Below are 25,315 nucleotides of genomic sequence, written 5' to 3'. Positions count from 1 at the left end.
GGCTTTCGCAAGGAATCGCCCATGTCCCGCTGGTTCAAGCATTTCGCCGTTGTGCTGACCGTTACCCTCGCCCTCGGCGCGTGCAGCCGCGTGGGCCTGGCCTACCGCAATCTCGATGTGATCATCCCTTGGACGCTCAGCGACTACCTGGACATGAACGGCGAGCAGAAAATCTGGCTGGACGAGCGCCTGAAGGAACACCTGAGCTGGCACTGCACCACCCAACTGCCCGGCTATCTCGACTGGCTGGACCGCCTGCAAACCATGGTCGCTACCAACCAGGTCACCGATGCCGCCTTGCAGGCCCGCGCCCACGAAGCCGAACAGGCGATCGCCGAGACCGCGCGAGAAATCACCCCGTCGGCCATCGAGTTGCTGCAAAGGCTGGATGACAAGCAAGTCGCCGAAATGAACGACGCCTTCGCCAAGGACCGGCGCAAACGCCAGGAGGAATACCTCAAACCCTCCCTCGACCAGCAGATCAAGGAGCGCGGCGCGCGCATGGAGAAGCGCCTGAATGACTGGCTCGGGCCACTGAGCACCACCCAGCAACAGCGGGTAGCCACATGGTCCAGCGCCCTGGGCGAGCAGAACACCCAGTGGCTTGCCAACCGGGTCCATTGGCAGAAGCAGTTCAGCGCGGCCGTTGCCCAACGCCAGAGTCCACAATTCCCACAACGGATCGAGACACTTCTGGTCAATCGTGAGAGGTTGTGGACACCCGCCTATCGTCAGGCCTTTGCCAACACCGAAGCCCAGGCGCGTTCACTGTTCGTGGATCTGATGGCTGAAAGTACGCCGAGCCAGCGGGCACGTTTGCTGAAGAAAATTGAAGGTGTGAGGAAGGACTTCAACGACTTGAAGTGCCTGAAAGCGGCGAAACAAGACTGACTGCAACACAAGACGCATGTGGGAGCGAGCCTGCTCGCTCCCCCAGGGGATCACACAACATCAGGCAATCTGCGCTTTCGACGCTACCTCATCAAACGTCATCTCATCCAGCGCATCCTCCTGCTCGTCCAGCACCTGCCGCGGGTGATCATTGCCGGGAATACTGCTGTCGATCAGGCTCAACAAACGCGAACCCCGCGCCGTCAGAATGTAATTGGTGCCCGTGCCACCTTCGTCTTCAGGTCGCGGCGCGATATAGCCACGCGCCAACAGTAACTTTTCGTACTCTCCAGCCACCGTTTTCAAGTGATCAAGATTTTCAATCGGCTCGCCTTCCGCGGCCTTCTGCGCGGCATGCTGTTCGGCGTAAGGCCGCGGCGTGAAGCTGTGGCCCGCGCTGTTTTGCACTTCATGCAGCAAGCGCTCAATCAAGTCCCAGTTGTAAGTCGTCATCCTGATTCAACCTCCGGTGTCCGTTCGATTGATGCCCGTGCAATTGAACGGGCCTTACAGGTTGTGACCGGTACGCCCGGCCACCGTTCAGCCGGGCGTTTGCAGACGACCGACCGGCGGCATGTCGAAATCCATGCAAGCCAAACGACTAGGCTGTGTAAGTCACCTCCCCGCCCCACGCAGGAGAAAACAACATGAACATTCAGAACCATCCCGTCGTATCGCGGGAAGAATGGGTCGCCGCCCGCAAAGAGCACCTGGCCCACGAAAAAGCCTTCACCAGGGAAAGGGACAGACTCAGCGCCGAACGCCGCGCCCTGCCCTGGGTGAAAATCGACAAGGACTACCACTTCCAGGGACCCGACGGCGAACTGAAACTGGCGGACCTGTTCGGGGGGCGCAGCCAGTTGGTCATCTACCACTTCATGTTCGCCGAGGGCTGGGATGAGGGCTGCCCCGGTTGCTCGTACCTGAGCGATCACATCGACGGCGCCAACCAGCACCTGGCCCACCACGACGTGGCCGTGGTAGCGGTTTCCCACGCACCGTTCGCCGAATTCCAGGCGTTCAAACGGCGCATGGGCTGGAAGTTCGACTGGGTATCGTCCGAAGGCTGCGATTTCAACTACGACTTTGGCGTCACCGCCCGAGCCGAAGACGTCGCCGCCGGAAAGGCTACATACAACTACGAAAAAACCGACGGTGCCGAGGAGGAACTCCCCGGTCTCAGTGTGTTTTATCGCAATGACGCCGGCGAAATTTTCCATACCTACTCCACCTATGCCCGGGGCCTGGACATGCTGGTCGGCGCCTACAACTACCTGGACCTGACGCCCAAGGGTCGCAACGAAGACGAAATCATGGAGTGGGTGCGGCATCACGACAAATATGAGGAACAGGAGAAGTCGAGCTGCTGTCATGGTGGTTAACCCCAGACACCGAGGCACGGCCTTCGCGGGCAAGCCACGCTCCCACAGTTTCTGCGGTGTTCACAAAACCTGTGGGCTTGCCCGCGAAAAGGCGCTGACAACCAACGCAAATATCACAGGCTGAACTTTCCCCAGGGGCCAACGCTCAACCGAATAACCCGCCTTGACCGGAGCTGAGGCCCGCCCCCATGAAACCACTGCTGAAGAAGCTCACTCTCGCCGCTACCCTCACCTGTGCCCTGCCCGCCTGGGCCTGTACCCTCGAGGAAGCCACCGCCAAACGCGAACAACTGGCCCGGGAAGTGGCCAGGTTCACCGAGCAGAACCCGACCAAGGCCAAGGAGATCAACGACGAGTTGCAGAAAATGGACCTGGGCACTGCCGCCAAGGACCTGCCGGACAAGTGTCAGTTAATCGATCAGCGCTTGAAGGAGTTGGACTCGGTAGAAAAGAAAACCGAGAGTTGATAATCATCAGACATAAAAAACCCGGACAGTGTCCGGGTTTTTTATGGGTCGCTTGCAACGACTTACTCAGCCGCCGGCGCTTCCGGCTTGCGCCGCTTGAGCGGGGCCATGCCGTCCTTGCTGACCAGGGAATCGCTCTTCGGCCGGTTGGCGCTCTTGCGCTTGGTCGGGGTCTTGGCGGCAGTTTTCTTCTTGTCACCCTTGGCGTCGGTCTTTTTCTTCTTCACGCCGACGGCCTTGCCCGAGGCCTTGACCTTTTTCGGTCCGCCGTAGGTGCCTTTGACTTCCTTGATGGTGCGGCGCTCGAAGCTCTGCTTGAGGTAGCGTTCGATGCTCGACATCAGGTTCCAGTCGCCATGGCAGATCAGCGAGATGGCCAGGCCATCGTTACCGGCGCGACCAGTACGACCGATACGGTGCACGTATTCGTCGCCGCTGCGCGGCATGTCGAAGTTGATCACCAGGTCCAGGCCATCTACGTCCAGACCGCGAGCGGCGACGTCGGTAGCCACGAGGATTTTCACGCCGCCTTGCTTAAGGCGGTCGATCGCCAGTTTGCGATCCTTCTGGTCTTTCTCGCCGTGCAGCACGAACGCTTTGTATTCCTGCGCCACCAGGCGGCCGTAGATACGGTCGGCCATGGCCCGGGTGTTGGTGAAGACGATGGCCTTCTGGTAGGTCTCGTTGGCCAGCAGCCAGTTGACGATCTGTTCTTTGTGCTGGTTGTGGTCAGCAGTGATGATTTGCTGGCGGGTGGTGTCGTTCAGCTGGCTGACCGCATTGAGCTGCAGGTGCTCAGGGTTGTTCAGGACCTTGGCGATCATCTCGCGCAGGCCCGAACCACCGGTGGTGGCAGAGAACAGCATGGTCTGCTGACGGTTGGTGCACTCGTCCACCAGACGCTGAACGTCTTCGGCGAAGCCCATGTCGAGCATGCGGTCGGCTTCGTCGAGCACCAGGACTTCAACTTCTTTCAAGTCGAGGTTGCCGGCGTTCAACTGCTCGATCATCCGGCCCGGCGTACCGATCAGGATGTCCGGCACCTTGCGCAGCATCGCGGCCTGGACCTTGAAGTCTTCGCCGCCAGTGATCAGGCCGGACTTGATGAAGGTGAACTGCGAGAAGCGTTCAACTTCTTTCAAGGTCTGCTGGGCCAGTTCGCGGGTCGGCAGCAGGATCAGGGTCTTGATGCTGACGCGGATTTTCGCCGGGCCGATCAGACGGTTGAGGATGGGCAAAACGAATGCAGCGGTTTTGCCGCTACCGGTTTGCGCCGTCACCCGCAGGTCACGCCCCTGGAGCGCCAGCGGGATGGCCGCGGCTTGCACAGGCGTTGGCTCGACAAATTTCAGCTCGGCCACGGCTTTGAGCAGGCGTTCGTGCAGGGCGAATTGGGAAAACACGGGTGCTACCTCGAAGAAATGCAAAAAAACAGCTGCATAGGGTAACGGTTTCGAGCGCTCAGGCCGAGTTTCTTTATACAAATGGCGGTAAACAGTTGGTTTTTTGTTGCCTGATTTTTCCCGAAACGTAATACAAAGCGTCTTAAATGCTCTAATCCCCTCTCGCGCCTTACAGAAGAATCGTTTTCGACCATGGATATCAAACAGCTCTGGACCAACGTCCTGGACCTTTGGGGTGCCCTCGACCAGCACCCGCTCGTGCACTCCAGCCTGTCGCTGTTGCTGCTGCTGGCAATTGCGCTGTTCCTCGGACGGGTGGCGCGCTACCTCATTCTGCACGCGGCAAAAATGCTCAGTCGCCAGCCGGCCCTGCACTGGGTCAATGATTTTCTACAGAACAAGGTGTTCCATCGCCTGGCCCAGATCACGCCTTCGCTGGTGATCCAGTTCGGCCTCAATCTGGTGCCGGACCTGAGCAAAACCGGCCTGAATTTCCTCGGCAATGTCGCGCTGTCCTTCACCTTCCTGTTTCTGCTGCTGGCGGTCAGCGCCCTGCTCAATGCCCTGCTGGATATCTACGCCCGCACCGAACACGCCCGCACCCGCTCGATCAAGGGCTATGTGCAACTGGCGAATTTGGTGTTGTACGTGTTTGGCGCGATCATCATCGTCGCTACGCTGATCGACCGCTCGCCGCTGTTGCTGCTGTCGGGCCTGGGTGCCATGTCGGCGGTGATTCTGTTGGTCTACAAGGACACGCTGCTATCGTTCGTTGCCAGCGTGCAATTGACCAGCAACGACATGCTGCGGGTCGGCGACTGGATCGAGATGCCCCAGGTGGGCGCCGATGGCGATGTGGTGGACATCACCTTGCACACGGTCAAGGTGCAGAACTTCGACAAGACCATCGTCTCGATCCCGACCTGGCGCCTGATGTCCGAGTCGTTCAAGAACTGGCGCGGCATGCAGGCTTCCGGCGGCCGCCGGATCAAGCGCAGCCTGTTCATCGATGCCAGCGGCGTACGCTTTCTGCGTGACGACGAAGAGCTGAAGCTGTCCCAGGTGCACTTGCTCACCGACTACATGACCCGCAAACAGGCCGAACTCAAGGCCTGGAACGAAGCCCAGGGCAACGTCGCGGCCATGTCGGCCAACCGCCGGCGGATGACCAACATCGGCACGTTCCGCGCCTATGCGCTGGCCTACCTGAAGAGTCACCCGGAGATCCAGCCGAACATGACCTGCATGGTGCGCCAGATGCAGACCACGGCCCAGGGTATTCCGCTGGAAATCTACTGCTTTACCCGCACCACGGCGTGGGCCGATTACGAGCGGATCCAGGGGGATATTTTCGACTACCTGCTGGCGGTGCTGCCGGAGTTTGGCTTGAGCCTGTACCAGCAGCCGAGCGGTACGGATTTACGTGCGGGGATATTGCCGGCGGTGCTGGGCTCGAGCCATCTTCCCGAAGCCGAAAAACGCAGAATGTAGCACCACAAAAAAATGTGGGAGCGGGCTTGCTCGCGAATGCGGTGGGTCATTCAACATTGATGTCGACTGACACTCCGTTTTCGCGAGCAAGCCCGCTCCCACAAGGGTTACATCGTTTTCAGAATTTGCGGGCTACTTGACCTGCCGCTGCGGTGCCTTGTGCACCATGGTGTAGGCGTAATCCACGCCCATGCCGTACGCGCCGCTGTGTTCCAGCACCAGCTCCATCACCGCCTCGTAAGTATCCTTGTGCGCCCAGTCACGCTGGTATTCGAGCAGCACTTGCTGCCAGGTCACCGGTACCGCGCCGGCCTGAATCATCCGTTGCACCGACATGTCGTGGGCCTCTTTGCTGGTGCCACCGGAAGCGTCGGTGACGATGTACACCTCGTAGCCTTCAGCCAGGGCTTCCAGTGCCGGGAAGGTCAGGCAGACCTCAGTCCACAGCGCCGCGATGATCAGTTTTTTGCGCCCCGTGGCTTTCACCGCGTCAACCAGTGCCTTGTCTTCCCAGGAGTTCATCGAAGTGCGTTCGATCGGCTTTTGATCCGGGTGCACAGCCAACAATTCCGGCCAGATGTAACCGCTGAAACTTTCGGTTTCGACCGAGGTGTAGATGGTCGGTACGTTGAAAATCTTCGCCGCCTTGGCGAGGCCGACGGTGTTGTTCTTCAGGGTCTGACGGTCGATGGACTGAACGCCGAATGCCATTTGCGGCTGGTGGTCGATCAGGATCAGGGCGGAGTTGGTTGGGTTGAGCAGTTCACGAATAGACATGGCGCGTTCCTTTTGATGTCGATATTTTCGAATGAATTCAGGGTTAGTCGACGTTGCCGCAAGAGGCTTTGCTGTCGGCTTGGATGTCACTTTAGGGGCTAGCTATAAAAGGGACAATTACCTAAAATCGAGAATAATTGATTCCAAAATAGGGACAATATGGATCGCGTTGAATGCATGCGTGCCTTCGTCGTCACGGTCGGCGAGAACGGCTTCGCCGCGGCCGCCAGGGCCATGGACGTGCCACGCTCGAAAGTCAGTAAACAGATTCAGGCACTGGAAGAAGCCATCGGCGTGCAATTGCTGCAACGCACCACCCGCAGCCTGCACCTGACCGAGGCTGGGGCCGAGTATTTCGAAGCAGCACGGGAAGTGTTGGCGGCGCTGGACGAGGCCGAGCAACGCGCCCGTGACGGCATCGGCGAGTTACGCGGTGTGTTGCGGGTCAATGCACCGATGTCGTTCGGTCTTCGGCGGTTGGGGCCGTTGATTCCACTGTTTCATGAATTGCACCCGAACATCGAGCTGCAACTGGTGCTCAGCGACCAGCAAGTCGATCCAGTGAGGGGTGGGTTTGACGTGACGATCCGCATCGCCAGCATGCCGGACTCGACGATGATCGCCCGGCAACTGGCGCCCGCACCGCGCATCATGGTGGCATCCCCTGCTTATCTCGAGCGCGCGGGCGTTCCGCAGACTCCACAGGATCTGCGCGCCCATCAATGCCTGAACTACGGCTATCTACAGAGTGGAGTCAGCCTGCAACTGTGCAATGGCAAGGAAACCCAGCGGGTAAACGTCACCGGCCCACTGCACGCCAACAACGGCGACTTGCTCGCCCAGGCCGCCGAAGCCGGCATGGGCATCGCCCTGCTGCCCGACTTCATCGTCGAGGATGCGCTGGCAGCCGGGCGCCTGGTGCCGGTGCTGTGCGAATGGCAGGCCCCGGCGATCACCATCAACGCGGTGTATTCGTCGGCACGGCGGGTGCCGCAGAAGACCCGGGCGTTTATCGAGTTTCTGGTGGATCAATTGGCGCCCAAATGACTTTTGGGCATCCCACAAGGTTGGCGTGTTGCGACGTGACTCAGAAATGGCGCCGTTCCGATCAAAAATGATCAAGCACCCATTCTTGAACTGCAGGTGTATCGTTTATATCGCCATTAAAAACAAATGGCGGATCATAACTTTGATTGTTTCCTCGAGCTCGGCCTCTCCATACCTTTAACGGCAGCCAGAACTGAGCACCACTCGGCAGTGTTTGAGAGCCTATGTCGATATAAAGTGTATCGCCGCTCGTTGGTAAACCTAAATGGACAACCCCCGGAACTGCAAGAACAACGTCCGCAAAGTCTAGACAGGCACTCGCGCAAAAAGAGTCAGTAACCAGTGCAAGCTTGCCTTTAAAACCTTGGGTATTGGATCCTCTCGCGCCTTCTTGAAGGACCGAGGATTCGTTCGGCTGTCGTAACCAGTCTTTCTTCTCGTGAAGCGCGAACTCCATCGACCCGGTCAGACCAAGAACAAACTTGTAAGCTTCGCTGTCTTTTCCATAATCACTCCCCATGGTAGTTAGAGCATTATTGAGCGTTGAGAGTGCAAAGGGAGAAACACGCCACATCGCATACGCACGAGATGGCTCACTCAGGTTTTTTACCCTTTGCGAGCCTAACAGCGCAGAAAGTATTTCAGCACCAACCAAGCTATTACCGCCGCGATTACCTCTTGTATCAAGCACAACCAGCTTGGCATCGTTAATACGCTTGATGGCCTCGAGCATTTTATCCAGGGAAGCATTCTCGGCTGCTGACGGCATGAAATTCGATACATGTATCCAATATCGCCCTTCTCCCAAACTCTGGAGCGATTGAGGTGGTTGGGGTTGGCGCAGGAAAGTCTTCAGCTGCCCGGAATCCTCTTGCCACAGCAACGCAAAGCTTTGTCTTTCCCCATTTGGAAGAGCAACCAGACAGTTTTTTGACAAGTCTCTCGCCAGTACGGGATAACTGGCATCATCGACAGTTAACTGCTGAGCCAAATGCAACCATGTGGACTGTAGATCAAGCCTGCGATCAATATATGGAGATATTTCACTCTCTATTTTTTCTCGGACCGATTTGTTATCACACGATATAACCTCGGAGCCTATCGGCGGCAGCGGCACAGGCCAATTTTCAGCGACGCGCCTTACAAAAAAACTCTGACCTCGCCTATCCAGAATAAAACCTGCCCAGGACGAACTTCCTTTATCCGGTTGACTCAGCCCTACGTGCCCGTCCTTAAAGCCTGCGATGTAGAAATTAAGCACAGCCAGGGAGTCTTTCCTTGAGTTGACGCGTCTGGACAGCTGACTGGCATCCACATAACCCCGTTCAACCCAGCCTGAAAAAGACTCATTTTCACGGTCTATAGCGCCCGGATGAGAAGTAACTACCAGTTGTCGAATGACAGAAAGATCATTAACAGTAATCGCTCTCCAGTCTTTTGCATGCACCTCATCAGCCAACACAAAAGATGGTAAATCAATAAGCAAAAGAAGCATTAAACATAAACGATTCAAGAGAAATACATTACACGTCATTTAAATAACCAGACAAATTATGCTCAGATAGAGGTCATCCGAGCATTGCGCACCAGTATGCCAACGCTCGCTGCTCACCGAATGCGAGCAGCTCTTCGTCAAAAATCGCAGCCTGCGGCAACGCCTACACGAAGCTGGTTGCGCGCCGTATACCCAACCGACTGATCCACACCGCCAGCAATATCACCGAACCGCCGAGCAACAACCGCCCCAGTTCTTCATGCTGGTTCCAGATCAGCAGGTTGATCAGCAACCCCACCGGCACATGCAGGTTGTTCATCACAGCCAGGGTCCCGCCGTTGACCAGGCACGCACCCTTGTTCCACCAGTAGAGCCCCAAAGCGGTCGAGACCAGGCCGAGGAACAGCAGCACCCCCCATTGCAGCGGTGCTTCGGGCAGGAAGTTCTGTTTGCCGAACAAGAGAAACGCCGGCAACGCCACCGCCAGTGCGCCGAGGTAGAAGAAGCCGAAACGTCGGTAATGCGGCAGATCACTCGGATGGCGGGCGACCAGGTGCTTGTAGAGCACCTGCCCGGCGGCGTAGGTGAAGTTGGCCAGTTGCAGCAAAAGGAAACCCATGAAGAAGTCCGGGTTGATCCGGTCAAAGCGGATCACCGCCGCCCCCGCCACCGCCACCAGCGCCGCGACCAGGGCCCAGGCATTGAAGCGACGATTCAGTGCATCCTCAATCAGGGTCACGTGCAGCGGCGTGAGGATGGTGAACAGCAACACTTCCGGCACCGTCAGTACGCGAAAGCTCAGGTACAGGCAGACGTAGGTCACGCCGAACTGCAACGCGCCGATCAACAGCATGCCTCGCATGAATGCCGGCTCTACCGAGCGCCAGCGGGTCAGTGGAAGGAATACCAGCCCGGCCAGCAGCACACGTACCAGCACTGCGAAGTAACTGTCGACATGACCGGCCAGGTATTCGCCGATCAAACTGAAGGAAAACGCCTGGATCAGCGTGACAATAAGTAGATAGCCCATGCTCGCCTCATTTCGAATGGCGGCGACGATAGCGGGTTTTGCTGCTGATCGCGAACACCCAAATAATACAAATTCCTTGTGGGAGCGAGCTTGCTCGCGATAGCGGTGGATCATTCAACATCATTGTCGACTGACACTCCGTCATCGCGAGCAAGCTCGCTCCCACAGGGTTTTGTCGGTGTTGGTTAAATCGCAGGCAAAAAAAAGCCCGATCTCGCTAAAGCGTTCAATCGGGCCAGGGCACTCAGGAGCAACAAGTGCGAAGGGAGGTTCGATGCGCGTACAGGCTTGAAGGGTTGCGCCAGGTCACTAGACCATCCAGCGATTATCTGGCGATTAACTGGTCAGGCCACTTGCGAAAGCTTGGCGTTCGCCTGGTTCAGGCCTTTCTCCTGGAAGTCTCCGCCCAGGTTCATGCCTTCGGCGTGGATGAACGTCACGTCGTGGATGCCGATGAAACCCATGACCTGGCGCAGGTACGGTTCCTGGTGATCGGCAGTGCTACCGGCATAGATGCCGCCGCGAGCCGTCAACACATACGCACGCTTGCCACTGAGCAGGCCTTGCGGACCGGTTTCGGTGTACTTGAAGGTCACACCGGCACGCAGTACATGGTCGAGCCAGGCTTTCAGGGTGCTGGGGATCGCAAAGTTGTACATGGGCGCGGCCATGACCAGCACATCGGCGGCGAGCAATTCATCGGTCAACTGGTTGGAGCGTTCCAGGGACGCCTGTTCGATGTCGCTGCGCTGCTCGGCGGGTTTCATCCAGCCACCCAGCAGGTTGATGTCCAGATGCGGCACCGGCTTGACGGCCAGGTCCCGGACGGTGATCTGGTCATTCGGGTGAGCGGCTTTCCACTGGCTGATGAACGTCTGGGTCAGTTGGCGGGAAACCGAGTCTTGCTGACGGGCACTGCTTTCGATGATCAGAACGCGGGACATGGGATGTAGCCTCCATCTGAGAATGCTGTAGGTCGATGGAGTGAAGGTTAAACAGAGTCATATCGATGAAAAAGCGCAAATAACTGCTATAACCCATCAATAAATTCGTTTATAAGCTCAGCATGCACTACCCCTGTAGGAGCGAGCTTGCTCGCGAGGCGTCGTGTCATTCAATTTTTCTGTTGCCTGACACACCGCTATCGCGAGCAAGCTCGCTCCCACAGGGGATTGATTTCATTTCGGGGTGCAGGTCAGCTCGATGCGCAGTTTGATGATGCTGCGGGTGAACTTGGCGGTGGCATTTTTGTGCTTGCCGGCCGGTACGTCGATCTTGCGGGTACGCGGTGCTTCCGGGCCATTGATGAAAACGACCTTGCAACTCGCATCGACGTCGCCGTAGTTGGCTACCTGAATGGAGCCGATGTCGTTATCCGTGTCGTAGGTCTGGTAATCGATCTTCATGCCGTTGAGGTCTTTTTTCACATCGATCGGGTAAGCCATCGCCGTCAGCGGCAGCAGCGCCAGCAGCACACAACAGAATTTTTTCATTCAGCAGCCTCCAATTAGGGCTGCCAGCTTAGGACAAGAGGAGTTCAACATGAAAGCGCCCCGCGTGACCCTCGATCAATGGCGAACGCTGCAGGCCGTGGTCGATCACGGTGGTTTCGCCCAGGCCGCCGAGGCGCTGCATCGCTCGCAATCGTCAGTCAGCTACACCGTGGCCCGCATGCAGGATCAACTCGGCGTGCCGTTGCTGCGTATCGACGGACGCAAAGCCGTGCTGACCGAAGCCGGCGGGGTGCTGTTGCGCCGTTCCCGGCAACTGGTGAAACAGGCCAGTCAACTCGAAGACCTGGCCCATCACATGGAGCAGGGCTGGGAAGCCGAAGTGCGCCTGGTGGTCGATGCCGCTTACCCAAGCGCCCGCCTCGTCCGCGCCTTGACCGCGTTCATGCCGCAAAGCCGTGGCTGCCGGGTGCGCCTGCGCGAGGAAGTGCTGTCTGGCGTGGAGGAAGTCCTGCTCGAAGGCGTGGCCGACCTGGCCATCACGGGTTTCAGTATTCCCGGTTACCTGGGCGCGGAGTTGAGCGATGTCGAGTTCGTTGCGGTTGCCCATCCGGAGCATCCCCTGCACCGCCTCAACCGCGAACTGAGCTTCCAGGACCTGGAAAGCCAGATGCAAGTGGTGATCCGCGACTCGGGCCGCCAGCAACCACGGGACGTCGGCTGGCTCGGTGCCGAACAGCGCTGGACCGTCGGCAGCCTGGCCACCGCCGCGACCTTCGTCGGCAGCGGCCTGGGGTTTGCCTGGCTGCCCAGACACATGATCGAACGGGAACTCAAGGAAGGTACGCTCAAGCTGCTACCGTTGGATCAGGGCGGCAGCCGTAACCCGAGCTTTTACCTGTATTCGAACAAGGACAAACCGCTGGGACCGGCCACGCAGATTCTCATCGAACTGCTGCGTACGTTTGACACCGCACCACTGGACGCACCGTTCGCCGCCCCCGAACAAGCCTGACACGGAGTGTATGCATGGCCTATTTCGAACACGAAGGTTGTAACCTGCACTATGAGGAATATGGTCACGGCACTCCGCTGCTGCTGGTCCACGGCCTCGGCTCCAGCACCCTGGACTGGGAAAAACAGATCCCGGCACTTGCTACCCGCTACCGGGTGATCGTCCCGGATGTGCGTGGTCACGGCCGTTCGGACAAGCCCCAAGAGCGCTACAGCATCGCCGGATTCAGCGCTGACCTGATTGCACTGATCGAACACCTCAATCTCGGTCCGGCACACTATGTCGGCCTGTCCATGGGCGGCATGATCGGCTTCCAGCTGGGCGTGGATCAGCCGCAACTGCTCAAGAGCCTGTGCATCGTCAACAGCGCGCCCGAGGTCAAGCTGCGCAGCCGCGATGACTACTGGCAGTGGTTCAAGCGCTGGAGCCTGATGCACGCACTCAGCCTGCGCACCATTGGCAAGGCACTGGGCGGCAAGCTGTTCCCCAAACCCGAGCAGGCCGATTTGCGACAAAAAATGGCCGAACGCTGGGCAAAAAACGACAAACATGCTTATCTCGCCAGCTTCAATGCCATTGTCGGCTGGGGAGTCCAGGAACGACTTTCGAAGGTCACCTGTCCAACCCTCATCGTCAGCGCCGACCGTGACTACACACCGGTGGCGCTGAAGGAAAACTACGTAAAACTGCTGCCCGACGCGCGGCTGGTGGTGATCGCCGATTCACGCCACGCCACGCCGCTGGACCAGCCGGAACACTTCAACCAGGCGCTGCTGGAGTTTCTGACCGCAGTCGACACCACCACTCAGGATCACTGACCCATGCTGAAAAAAATCGCCCTCGCCGCAGGCACCGTCCTGTTTGCCGCCAACCTGATGGCCGCGACGCCGGAAAAGGCACCGCATGTGCTGCTGGACACCACCAACGGCCAGATCGAAATCGAACTGGACCCGGTCAAGGCCCCGATCAGTACCAAGAACTTCCTTGCGTACGTCGACAGCGGCTTCTACAACAACACGATTTTCCATCGGGTGATCCCGGGGTTCATGGCGCAGGGCGGTGGTTTCACCTCCTCGATGCAGCAGAAACCGACCAAGGACCCGATCAAGAACGAAGCCAGCAACGGCCTGCATAACGTGCGTGGCACGCTGTCGATGGCGCGCACTTCCGATCCAGACTCGGCCACCAGTCAGTTCTTCATCAACGTCAAGGACAACGACTTCCTCGATCCGGGCCGTGACGCCGGTTATGCCGTGTTCGCCAAAGTGGTCAAGGGCATGGATGTAGTGGACATCATCGTCAACTCCCAAACCACCACCAAGCAAGGCATGCAGAATGTGCCTATCGACCCGGTGCTCATCAAGTCGGCCAAGCGCATCGACTGAGACTAAGCTGGACAAGGATGTCCGAGCCGTTGCCGGTGTTTGCCGGCAACGCTCAAAACGTTAAAAGGAGAGCCCGCTCGCGGGCGAACAACCAATGCTTTATCGCCGCTTTGAAAAACTGATCGATGTGTTCCGCGAAGCACCGACGGCGTCTCCGCCGGACCGGGTTTTCCCTTTCTACACTTATTACCTCAAGCAGGTCTGGCCGAGCTTCGCCGCCCTGCTGATCGTCGGCCTGATTGGCGCGCTGATCGAGGTGGCATTGTTCAGCTACCTGAGCCGTATCATCGACCTGGCCCAAGGCACGCCGAACATCAATCTGTTCCAGGATCACGCCCTCGAACTGACCTGGATGGTGATGGTTGCGCTGGTGCTGCGCCCCATCTTCGTGGGCCTGCATGACCTGCTGGTGCACCAGACCCTGAGCCCCAGCATGACCAGCATGATCCGCTGGCAGAACCACAGCTACGTGCTCAAGCAGAGCCTGAATTTCTTCCAGAACGACTTCGCCGGGCGCATCGCCCAACGCATCATGCAAACCGGCAACTCACTGCGCGATTCCGCCGTGCAGGCCGTGGATGCGTTGTGGCATGTGCTGATCTACGCCATCAGTTCCCTGGTGCTGTTCGCCGAAGCCGACTGGCGCCTGATGATCCCGCTGTTGACCTGGATCTTCGCCTTCATCGGCGCCCTCTGTTACTTCGTGCCACGGGTCAAGGATCGCTCGGTGGTGGCGTCCGATGCGCGCTCCAAACTCATGGGGCGGATTGTCGACGGCTACACCAACATCACCACCCTGAAATTGTTCGCCCACACCAACTTCGAGCAGCAATACGCCCGCGAAGCGATCAAGGAACAGACCGAAAAGGCGCAACTGGCTGGCCGTGTGGTCACCAGCATGGACGTGGTCATCACCAGCACGAACGGCTTGCTGATCGTCTGTACCACCGGCCTGGCCCTGTGGTTGTGGACGCAGTCGTTGATCAGCGTCGGGGCGATTGCCCTGGCCACCGGCCTGGTGATCCGCATCGTCAACATGTCCGGCTGGATCATGTGGGTGGTCACCGGCATCTTCGAAAACATCGGCATGGTGCAGGACGGTCTGCAGACCATCTCGCAACCGGTCAGCGTCACCGACCGCGACCAGGCCAAACCCCTGGCGGTGGCCCGTGGCGAAGTACGCTTCGAACAGGTGGATTTCCACTACGGCAAGCAGAGCGGGATCATCGGCGACCTCAACCTGAGCATCAAGGCTGGCGAGAAAATCGGCCTGATCGGCCCTTCCGGCGCCGGCAAGTCAACCCTGGTGAACCTGCTGCTTCGCCTGTACGACGTCGAAGGCGGACGCATCCTGATCGACGGCCAGAACATCGCCGACGTCAGCCAGGAAAGCCTGCGCGAACGCATCGGCATGATCACCCAGGACACCTCGCTGCTGCACCGCTCGATCCGTGACAACCTGCTGTATGGCAAACCCGACGCCACCGACGCCCAACTCTGGGAAGCGGTGCACAAGGCCCGGGCTGACGGTTTCATTCCTTCGTTGTCGGACGCTGAAGGCCGTACCGGTTTCGATGCCCACGTCGGTGAGCGCGGGGTGAAACTCTCCGGCGGCCAGCGCCAGCGCATCGCCATCGCCCGGGTACTGCTCAAGGACGCGCCGATCCTGATCATGGATGAGGCCACGTCGGCACTGGACTCGGAAGTCGAAGCAGCGATCCAGGAAAGTCTCGAGACCCTGATGCAGGGCAAAACCGTGATCGCCATCGCTCACCGGCTCTCGACCATCGCCCGGATGGACCGGCTGGTGGTGCTGGAAAACGGCAAGATCGCCGAAACCGGAACCCACGCCGAGCTGCTCGCCCATGGCGGTTTGTATGCGCGGTTGTGGCAACACCAGACCGGTGGGTTTGTCGGGATCGATTGATCCATTGGATCAACACACCAATCCCTGTGGGAGCGAGCTTGCTCGCGATAGCGGTGCGTCAGACAACATCATTGTCGACTGATACTCCGTCATCGCGAGCAAGCTCGCTCCCACAGGGATAAGCGCCATACCGAAGATCGAAATAACCGCCAGGGCCCGCCAACAACGGGCCCTGGCGGTTTTTTGTGCCTGCTGGAATTCTGAAAAAACCGTGCTGTACTGACTTCAACGTTCTGGAGATGGTTCTGCAGTCCATCGGCTGGATGCTAAAGGCAGCATAATCTCGAAAGGGCACTCTCCTATGTCTCTGTTAAAACGTTCGGCGACTGAGTTGGTAGGTACGTTCTGGCTGGTGTTGGGTGGTTGCGGCAGCGCAGTGTTGGCGGCGGCTTTTCCGGAGGTGGGGATCGGTCTGCTCGGGGTGTCCTTCGCGTTTGGCCTGACAGTGCTGACCATGGCTTTTGCCATTGGCCATATTTCCGGTTGTCATCTCAACCCCGCGGTATCCCTCGGCCTGGTGGTGGGTGGGCGGTTTCCGGCCAAGGAATTGCCAGCCTACATCATTGCCCAGGTCATTGGCGGTGTGATTGCCGCCGCGCTGCTGTACTTCATTGCCAGCGGCAAACCCGGTTTCGAACTGGCGGGAGGCCTGGCGTCCAACGGCTACGGCGAACACTCGCCTGGCGGCTATTCGATGGCGGCAGGGTTTGTCTGTGAACTGGTGATGACCGCGATGTTCATCCTGATCATCCTCGGCGCCACCGACAAACGTGCACCGGCAGGACTGGCACCCATTGCCATCGGCCTGGGGCTGACGTTGATCCACCTGATCTCGATCCCGGTCACCAACACTTCAGTCAACCCGGCGCGCAGCACCGGCCCGGCGCTGATCGTCGGCGGCTGGGCGATTCAACAACTGTGGATGTTCTGGGTCGCGCCGCTACTGGGTGCAGTGGTCGGTGGCGTGCTGTATCGCTGGCTGGGCAAGGAAGAAAGCTGACACGCTGAAGTTCAGCCTTGTCGATAAGGCAAGGCTGACTTCGCATCTTCTGCATAAGCCAGCACCCCCAGCCGCTCCTGCTCCAGGAAATCTTTCACCGCAGCTTTCAATCCCGAATGCCGCAAGTAGTGCCAGGAATGCGTAATGACTGGCTCGAATCCGCGAATCAGTTTGTGCTCGCCCTGGGCTCCGGCATCGAAACGCTGGAAACCATTGGCAATGGCATAGTCCATACCCTGGTAGAAACAGGTCTCGAAATGCAGGCGATCGAACTCCGCCAGGCATCCCCAATAACGGCCATAAAAACTGTCGCCCCCCACCAGACTGAACGCCATCGCCACCGGCCGTGAACCCTGTTTGGCCAGTACCACGCGAATCGACTCCGGCATGCGCTCGGCCAGCAGGCTGAAAAACTCCCGCGTCAGGTACGGCGCTTGCCGGCGCACCGCGTACGTATTGGCGTAGCAGGCATAGACGAAATCCCATTGCGCCTGGCTCAGGTCCCGCCCCTCCAGCCATTCGAACTCGAAACCCTGGCCGGCCACCTGCTCGCGCTCCTTGCGCATCTGTTTGCGCTTGCGCGAACTGAGCACGTCGAGGAAGTCCTGGAAATCCCGGTAGCCGCGATTCTGCCAGTGGTATTGACAGCCAACGCGCTGCAGCCAGCCCGGTTGCTCGCTCAGTGCCGCGTCGGTGAACGGATCGGTGAAATTGATGTGAGCACTGGAGAGCCCTTCAAGCTCCAGGTAGCCCGGCAGGCTTTTCAACAACTCGAAGCCGTCTTCGACCGTGGTCGCCAACAGCCGCGGCCCGGTGACCGGACTGAACGGCACCGCGCTCAACAGCTTGGGGTAGTAGTCGATGCCGGCACGTTCACAGGCATCGGCCCAGGCGTGATCGAACACGTACTCGCCATAGGAATGCCACTTGCGATAACCGGGGAGCGCGGCGATCAGTCGATCCCCTTCGACGTGCAATAAATGCTCGGGCTGCCAGCCAGTATGGGGTCCGACGCTGCCGCTGTCTTCCAGTGCGCTCAAAAAGGCGTGACGCAGAAAAGGCTGAGTCTCGGGCACCAGTGCGTCCCACGTCTGCGGGGCGATTTCTGACAGTTTTTGCAGGCGTTGCAACGGCATCACCATCCTCACTCTTCATGGCGTGAAAGCCCCGCGAGTATCGCCTATCGCTCTGCAATGCACACGGGCAAAACGACGACAGCGCTCTAACTCAATAGTTCACGGCAGCTTTGTATCGTCATCGACATGACATCACATTGCCACTGCTCTGTAATAAACCATCGCGATACTGGCGCCTGTTTTTAGAGCGCCGGGTTATACCCGGCCACTGTTTTCCGCCCCCTTATGGTCGGTTGTGTCCCGGATGGCTCTGTCATCCCCTCTCATCTTCGGAGATTGATATGCGTCTTGCTTCCACGAAAACTGCGGCGGCCTTGTGCGGTGGCCTGTTGCTGGCCATGAGTGTTCCGGCCAGTGCCGCAGTCGACGCCAAACTGCTCGACATGCTCAAGGCTAACGGCTCGATCACCAGCGCGCAGTACAGCGAACTGCAAGCCGAGCTGGCCAGGGATCAGAAAGAACAGCAGATCGCCCGTCAGGCTCAGCAAGAGACCAACGAGCAAATCGCGGCCACCGCGAAGAAAACCGACACACTGAGCGCTTTCGACCAGAAACTGGCCTGGGCTGCCAAGACCCAGTTCAAGGGCGACGTGCGCTTCCGTCAGGAAACCGTCCACAACGATGGCGTATCCAACAACAAAGACCAGGACCGTCAGCGCATTCGTGCCCGCCTGGGTGCCTACACCGAAATCAACCCGCAAGTCGACACCGGTATCCGTATCGCCACCGGCAACAACGACGACGCTCGATCCACCAACCAGAGCCTGGACAACTACTTCGACAAGAAGCAGATCTGGCTGGACCAGGGTTACGTCGACTACCACCCGGACGCGATCAAGAACCTGCACCTGGTTGGCGGCAAGATGCCGCAACAATGGGTGAGCATGGGCGACATCATCTGGGATAGCGACATCAGCCCGGAAGGTCTGGCCGTTACCTACAAGTACCCGCTGAGCGGCAGCACCGAGCTGTTCGGCAGCGCCGGTCACTACACCCTCAAGGACAACGTCGACGGTGAAGGCGTGCAGTTCAAGCACGACCTGCGCCTGTATGCCGGCCAGTTGGGTGGTCGCTTCGCCATCACCGACAGCATGAAAATGACCTTGGGCGGCAGTCTCTACGCCTACGACAACGATGACAGCAGCGCCTGCCCTACCAGCGGCACCGTCACCACGCCGTGCGCACTGGCCGTCAACGGCAACAGCCCGGGCGAACAGTTCAAACTGTACGAAGGCTTTGGCCAGCTGGACTTCTCCAACCTGCCAGTACCGCTGTCGCTGTACGGTCAGTACGTCAACAACGCCGATGCCAGCAACGACCAGGACACTGGCTGGTTGGCCGGTGTCAAGACCAAGCTTTACGGCTTCGGCGTGGACTACAACTACCGCGACGTACAGCGTAACGCTGTGGTGGGCGCCTTCACCGACTCCGACTTCGCCAACGGCTTCACCGGTTCGCGCGGCAGCAAGCTGAAAGTGAGCTACGAACTGGACAAGAACTTCACCCTGGGCGCGACCTACTACATGGCGACCTCGGACCAGACCAACGCCAACATCAAGAAAACCGATTCGGACATCAACACCCTGCAACTGGATGCCGAAGCCAAGTTCTGATTCACCCCGCTATACGACTCGGGCAAGGAAGCCCGGGACGCTTTTACAGCCTGTCGTTGTTATCTCGGTCCCCATCATCCTCCGATATAACAACGCCAGGCTGTTTTCATATCCCCGCCTGCACATATTCATTGTGGCGAGGGGGCTTGCCCCCGTTGGATCGCGAAGCGATCCCAAACCCGGCCACTGCAATTTGACAGACATACCGTATCAGCCTGTTCTACGTCGACTTCGTCGCCGAACGGGGGCAAGCCCCCTCGCCACAAAAGCCCTGCCAAAAAAAATCGCAGCTGCGACAGTTAAAACAAACTCAGCGCTTGCGCAGCAACACGCTACCAATCGAATAACCGGCACCGAACGAGCTGAGCACGGCCAGCGAACCTGCAGCCAGATCGTCCTGGTTCTTGTGGAACGCAATCACGGAACCGGCGGAACTGGTGTTGGCGTAGGTGTCGAGAATCACCGGCGCTTCCTGTTCGGTGGCGTCGCGGCCCAGCAGCTTCTTGACGATCAGGTGGTTCATGCTGAGGTTGGCCTGGTGCAGCCAGAAGCGCTTCACGTCGCTGACGTTGAGCTGGTTTTCCTGCAGATGCTCACCGATCAGCTCGGCAACCAACGGGCAGACTTCCTTGAACACCTTGCGGCCTTCCTGCACGAACAGTTTGTCCTTGGCACCGATGCCCTCTTCCGCCGCGCGGTTGAGGAAGCCGAAGTTGTTGCGGATGTTGTTGGAGAACTTGGTCAGCAGCTTGGTGCTGACGATGTCGAACTGGTACTTGGACGTCGCCAGGTCAGCACGCTCGATGATCACCGCGGTGGCAGCGTCACCGAAGATGAAGTGGCTGTCGCGGTCACGGAAGTTCAGGTGGCCGGTGCAGACCTCCGGGTTGACCATCAGGACCGCCCGGGCCTGGCCCAGCTGCACGCTGTTGGCGGCGGTCTGGATACCGAAGGTCGCCGAGGAGCACGCCACGTTCATGTCGAAACCGAAACCCTGGATGCCCAGCGCTTCCTGGACTTCGATGGCAATGGCTGGATAGGCGCGCTGCAGGTTGGAACAGGCGACGATCACGCCGTCGATGTCCGCGGCGGTCTTGCCGGCGCGCTGCAAGGCTTGTTCGGCCGCGCCGATGGCCATCTGGCACAGCACCGACCACTCGTCGTTGGAGCGCTCCGGCAGGCGTGGGGCCATGCGCTGCGGGTCGAGGATGCCATCCTTGTCCATGACAAAGCGGCTTTTGATGCCCGAGGCTTTTTCGATGAATGCGGCGCTGGATTCGGTCAATGCCTCCACTTCACCGCGCGCAATGGCATCGGCGTTGTCGGCGTTGAATTGCGCGACGTAAGTATTGAAAGACTGCACCAGCTCTTCGTTGGAAATGCTATTGGCCGGGGTGTACAGGCCGGTGCCGCTGATGACGACGTTATGCATGGTCGTGTCTCTAATCTGTTCAGGCAGAAAGCATTGGCACCGTCGTACCAATACACAAAGGGTCTATTCCCATCCGGGGGACGCAAACCTGGCATCGCTTTATTCCTGCTCGCAACCGTGTCGAAGGCTCTAGGTCGCGAAACTGGCGTTTATGGTCGCGAAGTTTGCCATAAACCTTGGGTTTTGGCGCCTTTTGCAAGAGCGACAACATACTTGTAGGAGCGAGCTCGCTCGCGATGAACCAGAGAACGCCGCGGGGTGTCAGGTTCCCAGCGTTATCGTTGACGACCATCGCGAGCGAGCTCGCTCCTACAAGGGTGTGTCAGGCCTCTACCTGACTCCACTGCTTGTTCAGGCGCTTGTCGGAGATCGGCACCTTGGTTCCCAGTTGCTGGGCAAACAACGAAACCCGGTATTCCTCCAGCCACCAGCGATACAACTCAAGCTGCGGATCGCGCTTGCCTTCCTGGGCGTGTTTGCTGGCGCGGGTCTGGTATTGCGTCCACAGGCCGCTCAATTCGCCGCTCCAGACCCGGTCGCGCTGCACCTGGGCACCGATTTTTTCAAAGCGCTGTTCGATCGCCTTGAGGTAACGCGGCAACTCCTTGAGCCACTGCATCGGCGTTTCCCGGACAAATCCCGGATAGACCAGGTAGCTGAGCTGCTGCTTGATGTCGTTCAGGGCCACGGCTTGGGCGAGATCGATCTTGCCCTTGAAGCGCTTTTGCAGGCCATGCCAGAGCTTGAGGATTTCCAGGGTCAGCTTCGCCACACGTTCGGCGTGCTCGGTCCAGGCGCCACGCTTGCGCTCGGCCAGGGACGCCAGACCGGCGCCGTCACGGGGCAGCGGGTCTTCACCTTCGAGAATGCAGCTGTCGAGGCTGGCCAGCAGAATGTCTTCCACCAGCGCATCGACCCGTCCCATGTCGCGGTACAGCAGGCCCAGCTCGGTCAGGCCCGGCAACTTGCCGCGCAGGAACTTCGCAGGCTCAGCCAGTTGCTGCATCAGCAAGCGTTGCAGGGCACGACGATGCTGGAACTCGGCTTCGGCCGGGGTGGAGAAACGCCCTTCCTTGACCGTCCCGGCTTCCTCCACCAGCGCCGGGTAGACCGTCATCGACAGCCCGGCGATCTTCTGTTGGGTTTTCTCGGCCACGGCGGCAAACACTTTCGGCTCCACCGGTTGCTGGCTCTTCGCGGTCTGCGGCACCGCCAATGCAGCCTGGCTGGCCTCGGCGAAACGCGCGGTGAGCTCGGCCAGATCGCGACCTTCGCCGAGGAATTTGCCCTGGGCGTCGACGATTTCCAGGTTCATCCGCAGATGACTTTCGACCTGCTGCGCGGCCTCGCTCCAGGCTTCATCGCTGACGCGGGCACCGGTCATGCGCAGCAGTTCGCGACCCAAGGCCTGAGGCAGCGAGCCCTCGGCAAAGGTCATGCGCTGCAAGGCCGCCTTGACGAAGTCCGGCACCGGTACGAAATTCTTGCGCAAGGCCTTGGGCAGGTTGCGCACCAGGGCAATGCATTTGGCTTCGATGACGCCCGGCACCAGCCATTCCAGGCGTTCCGGTGGCAGCATCGGCAACAGCGGTGCCGGCACGCGCAGGGTCACGCCGTCGCGCGGGTGATTCGGTTCGAAGTGGTAGCTGAGGGCTAATTCCAGATCGCCGATGTGCAGCGTATCCGGGTAATGCTGGGCGGTGACTTCACTGGCTTCGCGGGCCAGCACGTCTTCTTCGCGCATGATCAGCAGCTGCGGGTCTTTCTGGCTGTTGATGCGGTACCAGCTGTCGAAGGTCGCGGTCTGATGGATCTCCGCCGGCAGCCGGGCGTCGTAGAAGGCGTACAGGGTTTCTTCGTCGGCGAGGATATCTCGACGGCGGGCCTTGGCTTCCAGTTCATCGAGTTGTTCCAGCAGCTGTTTGTTGGCGGTCAGGCACTTGGCTTTCGACTGGATCTCGCCGCGCACCAGTGCTTCGCGGATAAACAACTCGCGTGAAACCACCGGATCCACCGGGCCGTAATGCACCGGCCGGCGCCCGACCACGATCAACCCGAACAGGGTGATCTGCTCGAACGCCACGACCTGGCCGCGCTTCTTCTCCCAGTGAGGCTCGAAGTGGTTCTTCTTGATCAAGTGCCCGGCCAGCGGCTCGATCCAGTCGGCATCGATCTTGGCGACCATACGCGCGTAGAGCTTGGTGGTTTCCACCAGTTCGGCGGTCATCAACCATTGCGGGCGTTTTTTGCCGATTCCCGACGACGGGTGAATCCAGAAGCGCCGCTGACGGGCGCCAAGGTAATCGCCGTCTTCGGTTTTCTGGCCGATCTGGCTGAGCAACCCCACCAGCACCGCTTTGTGCAGTTTCGGATAGTCCGCCGGCTCTTTATTGAGGCTCAGCTGCATGTCGCGGCAGATCAGGCTCAATTGGCGATGGGAGTCGCGCCACTCGCGCAGGCGCAGGTAATTGAGGAAATTCTTGCGGCACCAGTTACGCAGCGGACTGGCCGTCAGCGCCTGGCGCTGCTCTTCGAAACCACGCCACAGATTGACCAGCCCGGCGAAGTCCGAGTCGGCGTCTTTCCACTGGGCGTGGGCCTGATCCGCCGCTTGCTGACGCTCCGGCGGACGCTCGCGCGGGTCCTGGATCGACATGGCGCTGGCGACGATCAGCACTTCCTGCAGGCTGCCGAGCTTCGCCGCTTCCAGCAGCATGCGGCCCATGCGCGGGTCCACCGGCAGCCGCGCCAGTTGGCGACCGAGCGGAGTCAGTTGGCTGTTGCGGTCCACCGCCGAAAGTTCTTGCAGCAGGTTGTAACCGTCGCTGATGGCTTTGCCATCGGGCGGCTCGATAAACGGGAACGCGGTGACTTCGCCGAGGCGCAGATGCAGCATCTGCAAAATGACCGCCGCGAGGTTGGTGCGCAGGATTTCCGGATCGGTAAACTCCGGGCGACCGAGGAAATCCTCTTCGCTGTACAGGCGCACGCAGATGCCCGGCTCGACCCGTCCGCACCGGCCTTTACGCTGGTTGGCGCTGGCCTGGGAAATGGCTTCGATGGGCAGGCGCTGGACCTTGGCCCGGTAGCTGTAGCGGCTGATGCGCGCCGTTCCGCTGTCGATCACGTAGCGAATGCCCGGCACGGTCAGCGAGGTTTCCGCAACGTTGGTCGCCAGAACCACGCGACGGCCTGGGTGAGACTGGAAAATCCGCTGTTGCTCGGCCGGCGACAACCGCGCGTACAACGGCAGGATTTCGGTGTGCCTGAGCTGAGCCTTGCGCAGCATGTCGGCGGCGTCGCGAATCTCGCGTTCACCGGGCAGGAACACCAGCACGTCACCGGGGCTGCGGCGTTCGCTGCGCTCATAAGCGGCGATTTCGTCGAGGGTGGCGAGGATCGCCTGATCCACCGTCAGATCGTCCTCGACGCGATTGCCCTCTTCGTCCTGCTCAAGCGTCAGCGGGCGATACCAGGTCTCCACCGGGTAGGTGCGGCCGGATACCTCGACAATCGGCGCGTCATCGAAGTGCTTGGAGAAACGCTCCAGGTCGATGGTTGCCGAAGTGATGATGACTTTCAGGTCGGGACGGCGCGGCAGCAGGGTTTTCAGGTAGCCGAGCAGGAAGTCGATGTTGAGGCTGCGTTCGTGGGCCTCGTCGACGATGATCGTGTCGTAGCGTTCCAGATAACGATCATTCTGGGTTTCCGCCAACAGGATGCCGTCGGTCATCAGTTTGATCAGGGTGCTGGAATCGCTCTGATCCTCGAATCGCACCTGATAGCCGACCAACGCGCCCAGCGGCGTACCGAGTTCTTCGGCGACCCGGCTGGCGACGCTGCGCGCAGCGATCCGGCGGGGCTGGGTGTGGCCGATCAGGCCGTGCTGGCCGCGACCGATTTCCAGGCAGATCTTCGGCAACTGGGTGGTTTTACCCGAGCCGGTCTCACCGGCGATGATCAGCACCTGATGCTTTTCCAGCGCCTTTTTGATTTCGTCGCGCTTGGCGGCGATCGGCAGGCTGTCGTCGTAACGGATCACCGGCAGGCTGGCCTTGCGCGCCAGTACCTGCTCACAGGACGCCTGCATCCGCGTCACCCACTGGCCCAGCCTGGCCTCGTCGGGTTTCTTGCGCAGCTCAAGCAACTGCCGCCGCAGCCGGTGGCGGTCGGCGAGCATGGCGTGATCGAGGTTTTTCAGCAGTTTGTCGATGGAGGGCGATTCGTCGGTCATCGGGTACGCAATTCAGTCGTCTAGTGGCGCAGGGTGGCGATTGTCGCAGATTTTACGACCGCTGCGCGGCCGATCGCGAGCAAGCTCGCTCCCACACGGGATCTATAGCGACCACAAAATAAGGGCACACTACAGTCAA

Annotated in this window: 21 protein-coding genes; 11 read left to right on the top strand and 10 right to left on the bottom strand. The window is 59.4% G+C overall.

Annotated elements, in window-relative coordinates; genetic code table 11:
* Window positions 1-21 precede the first annotated feature (21 nt).
* Window positions 22-891 carry a DUF6279 family lipoprotein gene (locus tag AC1RP7_RS18755; protein ID WP_493183105.1) on the top strand — a complete coding sequence of 290 codons (870 nt, stop codon included), beginning with the start codon at window positions 22-24 and terminating at the stop codon, window positions 889-891.
* Window positions 892-951: 60 nt separating this feature from the next.
* Here the strand turns inward: AC1RP7_RS18755 and AC1RP7_RS18750 are convergent, their stop codons facing one another.
* Window positions 952-1,344 (bottom strand): transcriptional regulator, encoded by a 393-nt coding sequence (locus tag AC1RP7_RS18750; protein WP_090453744.1) that lies wholly within the window; start codon window positions 1,342-1,344, stop codon window positions 952-954.
* A gap of 194 nt (window positions 1,345-1,538) precedes the next feature.
* Between AC1RP7_RS18750 and AC1RP7_RS18745 the strand changes: the two genes are divergently transcribed.
* Both AC1RP7_RS18745 and AC1RP7_RS18740 read left to right on the top strand, forming a co-directional pair.
* Window positions 1,539-2,273, top strand: coding sequence for a DUF899 domain-containing protein (locus tag AC1RP7_RS18745; RefSeq protein WP_154910901.1), 735 nt, complete (start codon window positions 1,539-1,541; stop codon window positions 2,271-2,273).
* Between the two features lie 188 nt (window positions 2,274-2,461).
* Window positions 2,462-2,740, top strand: a complete 279-nt coding sequence (locus AC1RP7_RS18740; protein ID WP_493183106.1) for a hypothetical protein — start codon at window positions 2,462-2,464, stop codon at window positions 2,738-2,740.
* A 62-nt stretch (window positions 2,741-2,802) separates the two neighbouring features.
* On the opposite strand, the gene AC1RP7_RS18735 is transcribed toward AC1RP7_RS18740, so the two are convergent.
* A complete protein-coding gene (locus tag AC1RP7_RS18735; protein WP_007972492.1) occupies window positions 2,803-4,143 on the bottom strand; it encodes a DEAD/DEAH box helicase in 1,341 nt (446 codons plus the stop codon).
* Window positions 4,144-4,335: 192 nt separating this feature from the next.
* On the opposite strand from AC1RP7_RS18735, the gene AC1RP7_RS18730 reads away from it, so the two are divergent.
* Window positions 4,336-5,634 carry a mechanosensitive ion channel family protein gene (locus AC1RP7_RS18730; RefSeq protein WP_493183108.1) on the top strand — a complete coding sequence of 433 codons (1,299 nt, stop codon included), beginning with the start codon at window positions 4,336-4,338 and terminating at the stop codon, window positions 5,632-5,634.
* A gap of 132 nt (window positions 5,635-5,766) precedes the next feature.
* On the opposite strand, the gene AC1RP7_RS18725 is transcribed toward AC1RP7_RS18730, so the two are convergent.
* Window positions 5,767-6,411 (bottom strand): hydrolase, encoded by a 645-nt coding sequence (locus AC1RP7_RS18725; RefSeq protein WP_008018228.1) that lies wholly within the window; start codon window positions 6,409-6,411, stop codon window positions 5,767-5,769.
* A 159-nt stretch (window positions 6,412-6,570) separates the two neighbouring features.
* On the opposite strand from AC1RP7_RS18725, the gene AC1RP7_RS18720 reads away from it, so the two are divergent.
* Complete coding sequence (locus AC1RP7_RS18720) at window positions 6,571-7,458, top strand: LysR family transcriptional regulator (protein WP_349737029.1); 888 nt, start codon at window positions 6,571-6,573, stop codon at window positions 7,456-7,458.
* A 61-nt stretch (window positions 7,459-7,519) separates the two neighbouring features.
* On the opposite strand, the gene AC1RP7_RS18715 is transcribed toward AC1RP7_RS18720, so the two are convergent.
* The 4 genes from AC1RP7_RS18715 to AC1RP7_RS18700 all read right to left on the bottom strand — a co-directional run bounded on the left by AC1RP7_RS18715 (window position 7,520) and on the right by AC1RP7_RS18700 (window position 11,476).
* Window positions 7,520-8,953 carry a S41 family peptidase gene (locus AC1RP7_RS18715; protein WP_489339973.1) on the bottom strand — a complete coding sequence of 478 codons (1,434 nt, stop codon included), beginning with the start codon at window positions 8,951-8,953 and terminating at the stop codon, window positions 7,520-7,522.
* A gap of 163 nt (window positions 8,954-9,116) precedes the next feature.
* Entirely contained in the window at window positions 9,117-9,983 is an 867-nt protein-coding gene (locus AC1RP7_RS18710) for a carboxylate/amino acid/amine transporter (protein ID WP_493183110.1), read from the bottom strand.
* Between the two features lie 344 nt (window positions 9,984-10,327).
* Window positions 10,328-10,927 (bottom strand): FMN-dependent NADH-azoreductase, encoded by a 600-nt coding sequence (locus AC1RP7_RS18705; protein WP_046043697.1) that lies wholly within the window; start codon window positions 10,925-10,927, stop codon window positions 10,328-10,330.
* 234 nt (window positions 10,928-11,161) lie between these two features.
* Window positions 11,162-11,476 (bottom strand): hypothetical protein, encoded by a 315-nt coding sequence (locus AC1RP7_RS18700; protein WP_057715974.1) that lies wholly within the window; start codon window positions 11,474-11,476, stop codon window positions 11,162-11,164.
* Window positions 11,477-11,525: 49 nt separating this feature from the next.
* Here AC1RP7_RS18700 and AC1RP7_RS18695 point away from each other — a divergent pair, with 49 nt between their 5' ends.
* From AC1RP7_RS18695 to aqpZ, 5 genes are all read left to right on the top strand, one after another.
* Window positions 11,526-12,449: a PA3225 family LysR-type transcriptional regulator gene (locus AC1RP7_RS18695; RefSeq protein WP_057715975.1), complete on the top strand. Its 924-nt coding sequence runs from the start codon at window positions 11,526-11,528 to the stop codon at window positions 12,447-12,449.
* Window positions 12,450-12,463: 14 nt separating this feature from the next.
* Entirely contained in the window at window positions 12,464-13,267 is an 804-nt protein-coding gene (locus tag AC1RP7_RS18690; RefSeq protein ID WP_493183112.1) for an alpha/beta fold hydrolase, read from the top strand.
* Window positions 13,268-13,270: 3 nt separating this feature from the next.
* Window positions 13,271-13,834: a peptidylprolyl isomerase gene (locus AC1RP7_RS18685; protein WP_057715977.1), complete on the top strand. Its 564-nt coding sequence runs from the start codon at window positions 13,271-13,273 to the stop codon at window positions 13,832-13,834.
* A 94-nt stretch (window positions 13,835-13,928) separates the two neighbouring features.
* Window positions 13,929-15,761 (top strand): ABC transporter ATP-binding protein, encoded by a 1,833-nt coding sequence (locus AC1RP7_RS18680; protein WP_493183114.1) that lies wholly within the window; start codon window positions 13,929-13,931, stop codon window positions 15,759-15,761.
* A 301-nt stretch (window positions 15,762-16,062) separates the two neighbouring features.
* Window positions 16,063-16,761: an aquaporin Z gene (aqpZ, locus tag AC1RP7_RS18675; RefSeq protein WP_090453724.1), complete on the top strand. Its 699-nt coding sequence runs from the start codon at window positions 16,063-16,065 to the stop codon at window positions 16,759-16,761.
* Window positions 16,762-16,772: 11 nt separating this feature from the next.
* On the opposite strand, the gene AC1RP7_RS18670 is transcribed toward aqpZ, so the two are convergent.
* A complete protein-coding gene (locus AC1RP7_RS18670) occupies window positions 16,773-17,897 on the bottom strand; it encodes a GNAT family N-acetyltransferase (protein ID WP_493183116.1) in 1,125 nt (374 codons plus the stop codon).
* Window positions 17,898-18,178: 281 nt separating this feature from the next.
* Here AC1RP7_RS18670 and AC1RP7_RS18665 point away from each other — a divergent pair, with 281 nt between their 5' ends.
* Window positions 18,179-19,510, top strand: coding sequence for a putative porin (locus AC1RP7_RS18665; protein ID WP_057715980.1), 1,332 nt, complete (start codon window positions 18,179-18,181; stop codon window positions 19,508-19,510).
* Between the two features lie 310 nt (window positions 19,511-19,820).
* Here AC1RP7_RS18665 and AC1RP7_RS18660 read toward each other — a convergent pair whose 3' ends face one another.
* Together AC1RP7_RS18660 and hrpA are read right to left on the bottom strand one after the other, a co-directional pair.
* Window positions 19,821-20,942 carry a beta-ketoacyl-ACP synthase III gene (locus AC1RP7_RS18660; RefSeq protein WP_057715981.1) on the bottom strand — a complete coding sequence of 374 codons (1,122 nt, stop codon included), beginning with the start codon at window positions 20,940-20,942 and terminating at the stop codon, window positions 19,821-19,823.
* Between the two features lie 322 nt (window positions 20,943-21,264).
* Window positions 21,265-25,176, bottom strand: coding sequence for an ATP-dependent RNA helicase HrpA (gene hrpA / locus AC1RP7_RS18655; protein ID WP_493183118.1), 3,912 nt, complete (start codon window positions 25,174-25,176; stop codon window positions 21,265-21,267).
* Window positions 25,177-25,315: the final 139 nt, after the last annotated feature.

It is taken from the genome of Pseudomonas sp. GW822-FHT01E03, from assembly GCF_058802985.1.
Note: the sequence above shows the minus strand (reverse complement) of the source record. Positions and strands in the feature narration are given on the sequence as shown.

Coding starts and splice junctions, on each gene's coding strand:
- AC1RP7_RS18745 (WP_154910901.1), top strand. CDS start 1,539: ATGAACATTCAGAACCATCCCGTCGTATCGCGGGAAGAATGGGTCGCC.
- AC1RP7_RS18660 (WP_057715981.1), bottom strand. CDS start 20,942: ATGCATAACGTCGTCATCAGCGGCACCGGCCTGTACACCCCGGCCAAT.
- AC1RP7_RS18685 (WP_057715977.1), top strand. CDS start 13,271: ATGCTGAAAAAAATCGCCCTCGCCGCAGGCACCGTCCTGTTTGCCGCC.
- AC1RP7_RS18725 (WP_008018228.1), bottom strand. CDS start 6,411: ATGTCTATTCGTGAACTGCTCAACCCAACCAACTCCGCCCTGATCCTG.
- AC1RP7_RS18755 (WP_493183105.1), top strand. CDS start 22: ATGTCCCGCTGGTTCAAGCATTTCGCCGTTGTGCTGACCGTTACCCTC.
- AC1RP7_RS18690 (WP_493183112.1), top strand. CDS start 12,464: ATGGCCTATTTCGAACACGAAGGTTGTAACCTGCACTATGAGGAATAT.
- AC1RP7_RS18680 (WP_493183114.1), top strand. CDS start 13,929: ATGCTTTATCGCCGCTTTGAAAAACTGATCGATGTGTTCCGCGAAGCA.
- AC1RP7_RS18720 (WP_349737029.1), top strand. CDS start 6,571: ATGGATCGCGTTGAATGCATGCGTGCCTTCGTCGTCACGGTCGGCGAG.
- hrpA (WP_493183118.1), bottom strand. CDS start 25,176: ATGACCGACGAATCGCCCTCCATCGACAAACTGCTGAAAAACCTCGAT.
- aqpZ (WP_090453724.1), top strand. CDS start 16,063: ATGTCTCTGTTAAAACGTTCGGCGACTGAGTTGGTAGGTACGTTCTGG.
- AC1RP7_RS18705 (WP_046043697.1), bottom strand. CDS start 10,927: ATGTCCCGCGTTCTGATCATCGAAAGCAGTGCCCGTCAGCAAGACTCG.
- AC1RP7_RS18710 (WP_493183110.1), bottom strand. CDS start 9,983: ATGGGCTATCTACTTATTGTCACGCTGATCCAGGCGTTTTCCTTCAGT.
- AC1RP7_RS18740 (WP_493183106.1), top strand. CDS start 2,462: ATGAAACCACTGCTGAAGAAGCTCACTCTCGCCGCTACCCTCACCTGT.
- AC1RP7_RS18730 (WP_493183108.1), top strand. CDS start 4,336: ATGGATATCAAACAGCTCTGGACCAACGTCCTGGACCTTTGGGGTGCC.
- AC1RP7_RS18700 (WP_057715974.1), bottom strand. CDS start 11,476: ATGAAAAAATTCTGTTGTGTGCTGCTGGCGCTGCTGCCGCTGACGGCG.
- AC1RP7_RS18695 (WP_057715975.1), top strand. CDS start 11,526: ATGAAAGCGCCCCGCGTGACCCTCGATCAATGGCGAACGCTGCAGGCC.
- AC1RP7_RS18670 (WP_493183116.1), bottom strand. CDS start 17,897: ATGCCGTTGCAACGCCTGCAAAAACTGTCAGAAATCGCCCCGCAGACG.
- AC1RP7_RS18665 (WP_057715980.1), top strand. CDS start 18,179: ATGCGTCTTGCTTCCACGAAAACTGCGGCGGCCTTGTGCGGTGGCCTG.
- AC1RP7_RS18750 (WP_090453744.1), bottom strand. CDS start 1,344: ATGACGACTTACAACTGGGACTTGATTGAGCGCTTGCTGCATGAAGTG.
- AC1RP7_RS18715 (WP_489339973.1), bottom strand. CDS start 8,953: ATGCTTCTTTTGCTTATTGATTTACCATCTTTTGTGTTGGCTGATGAG.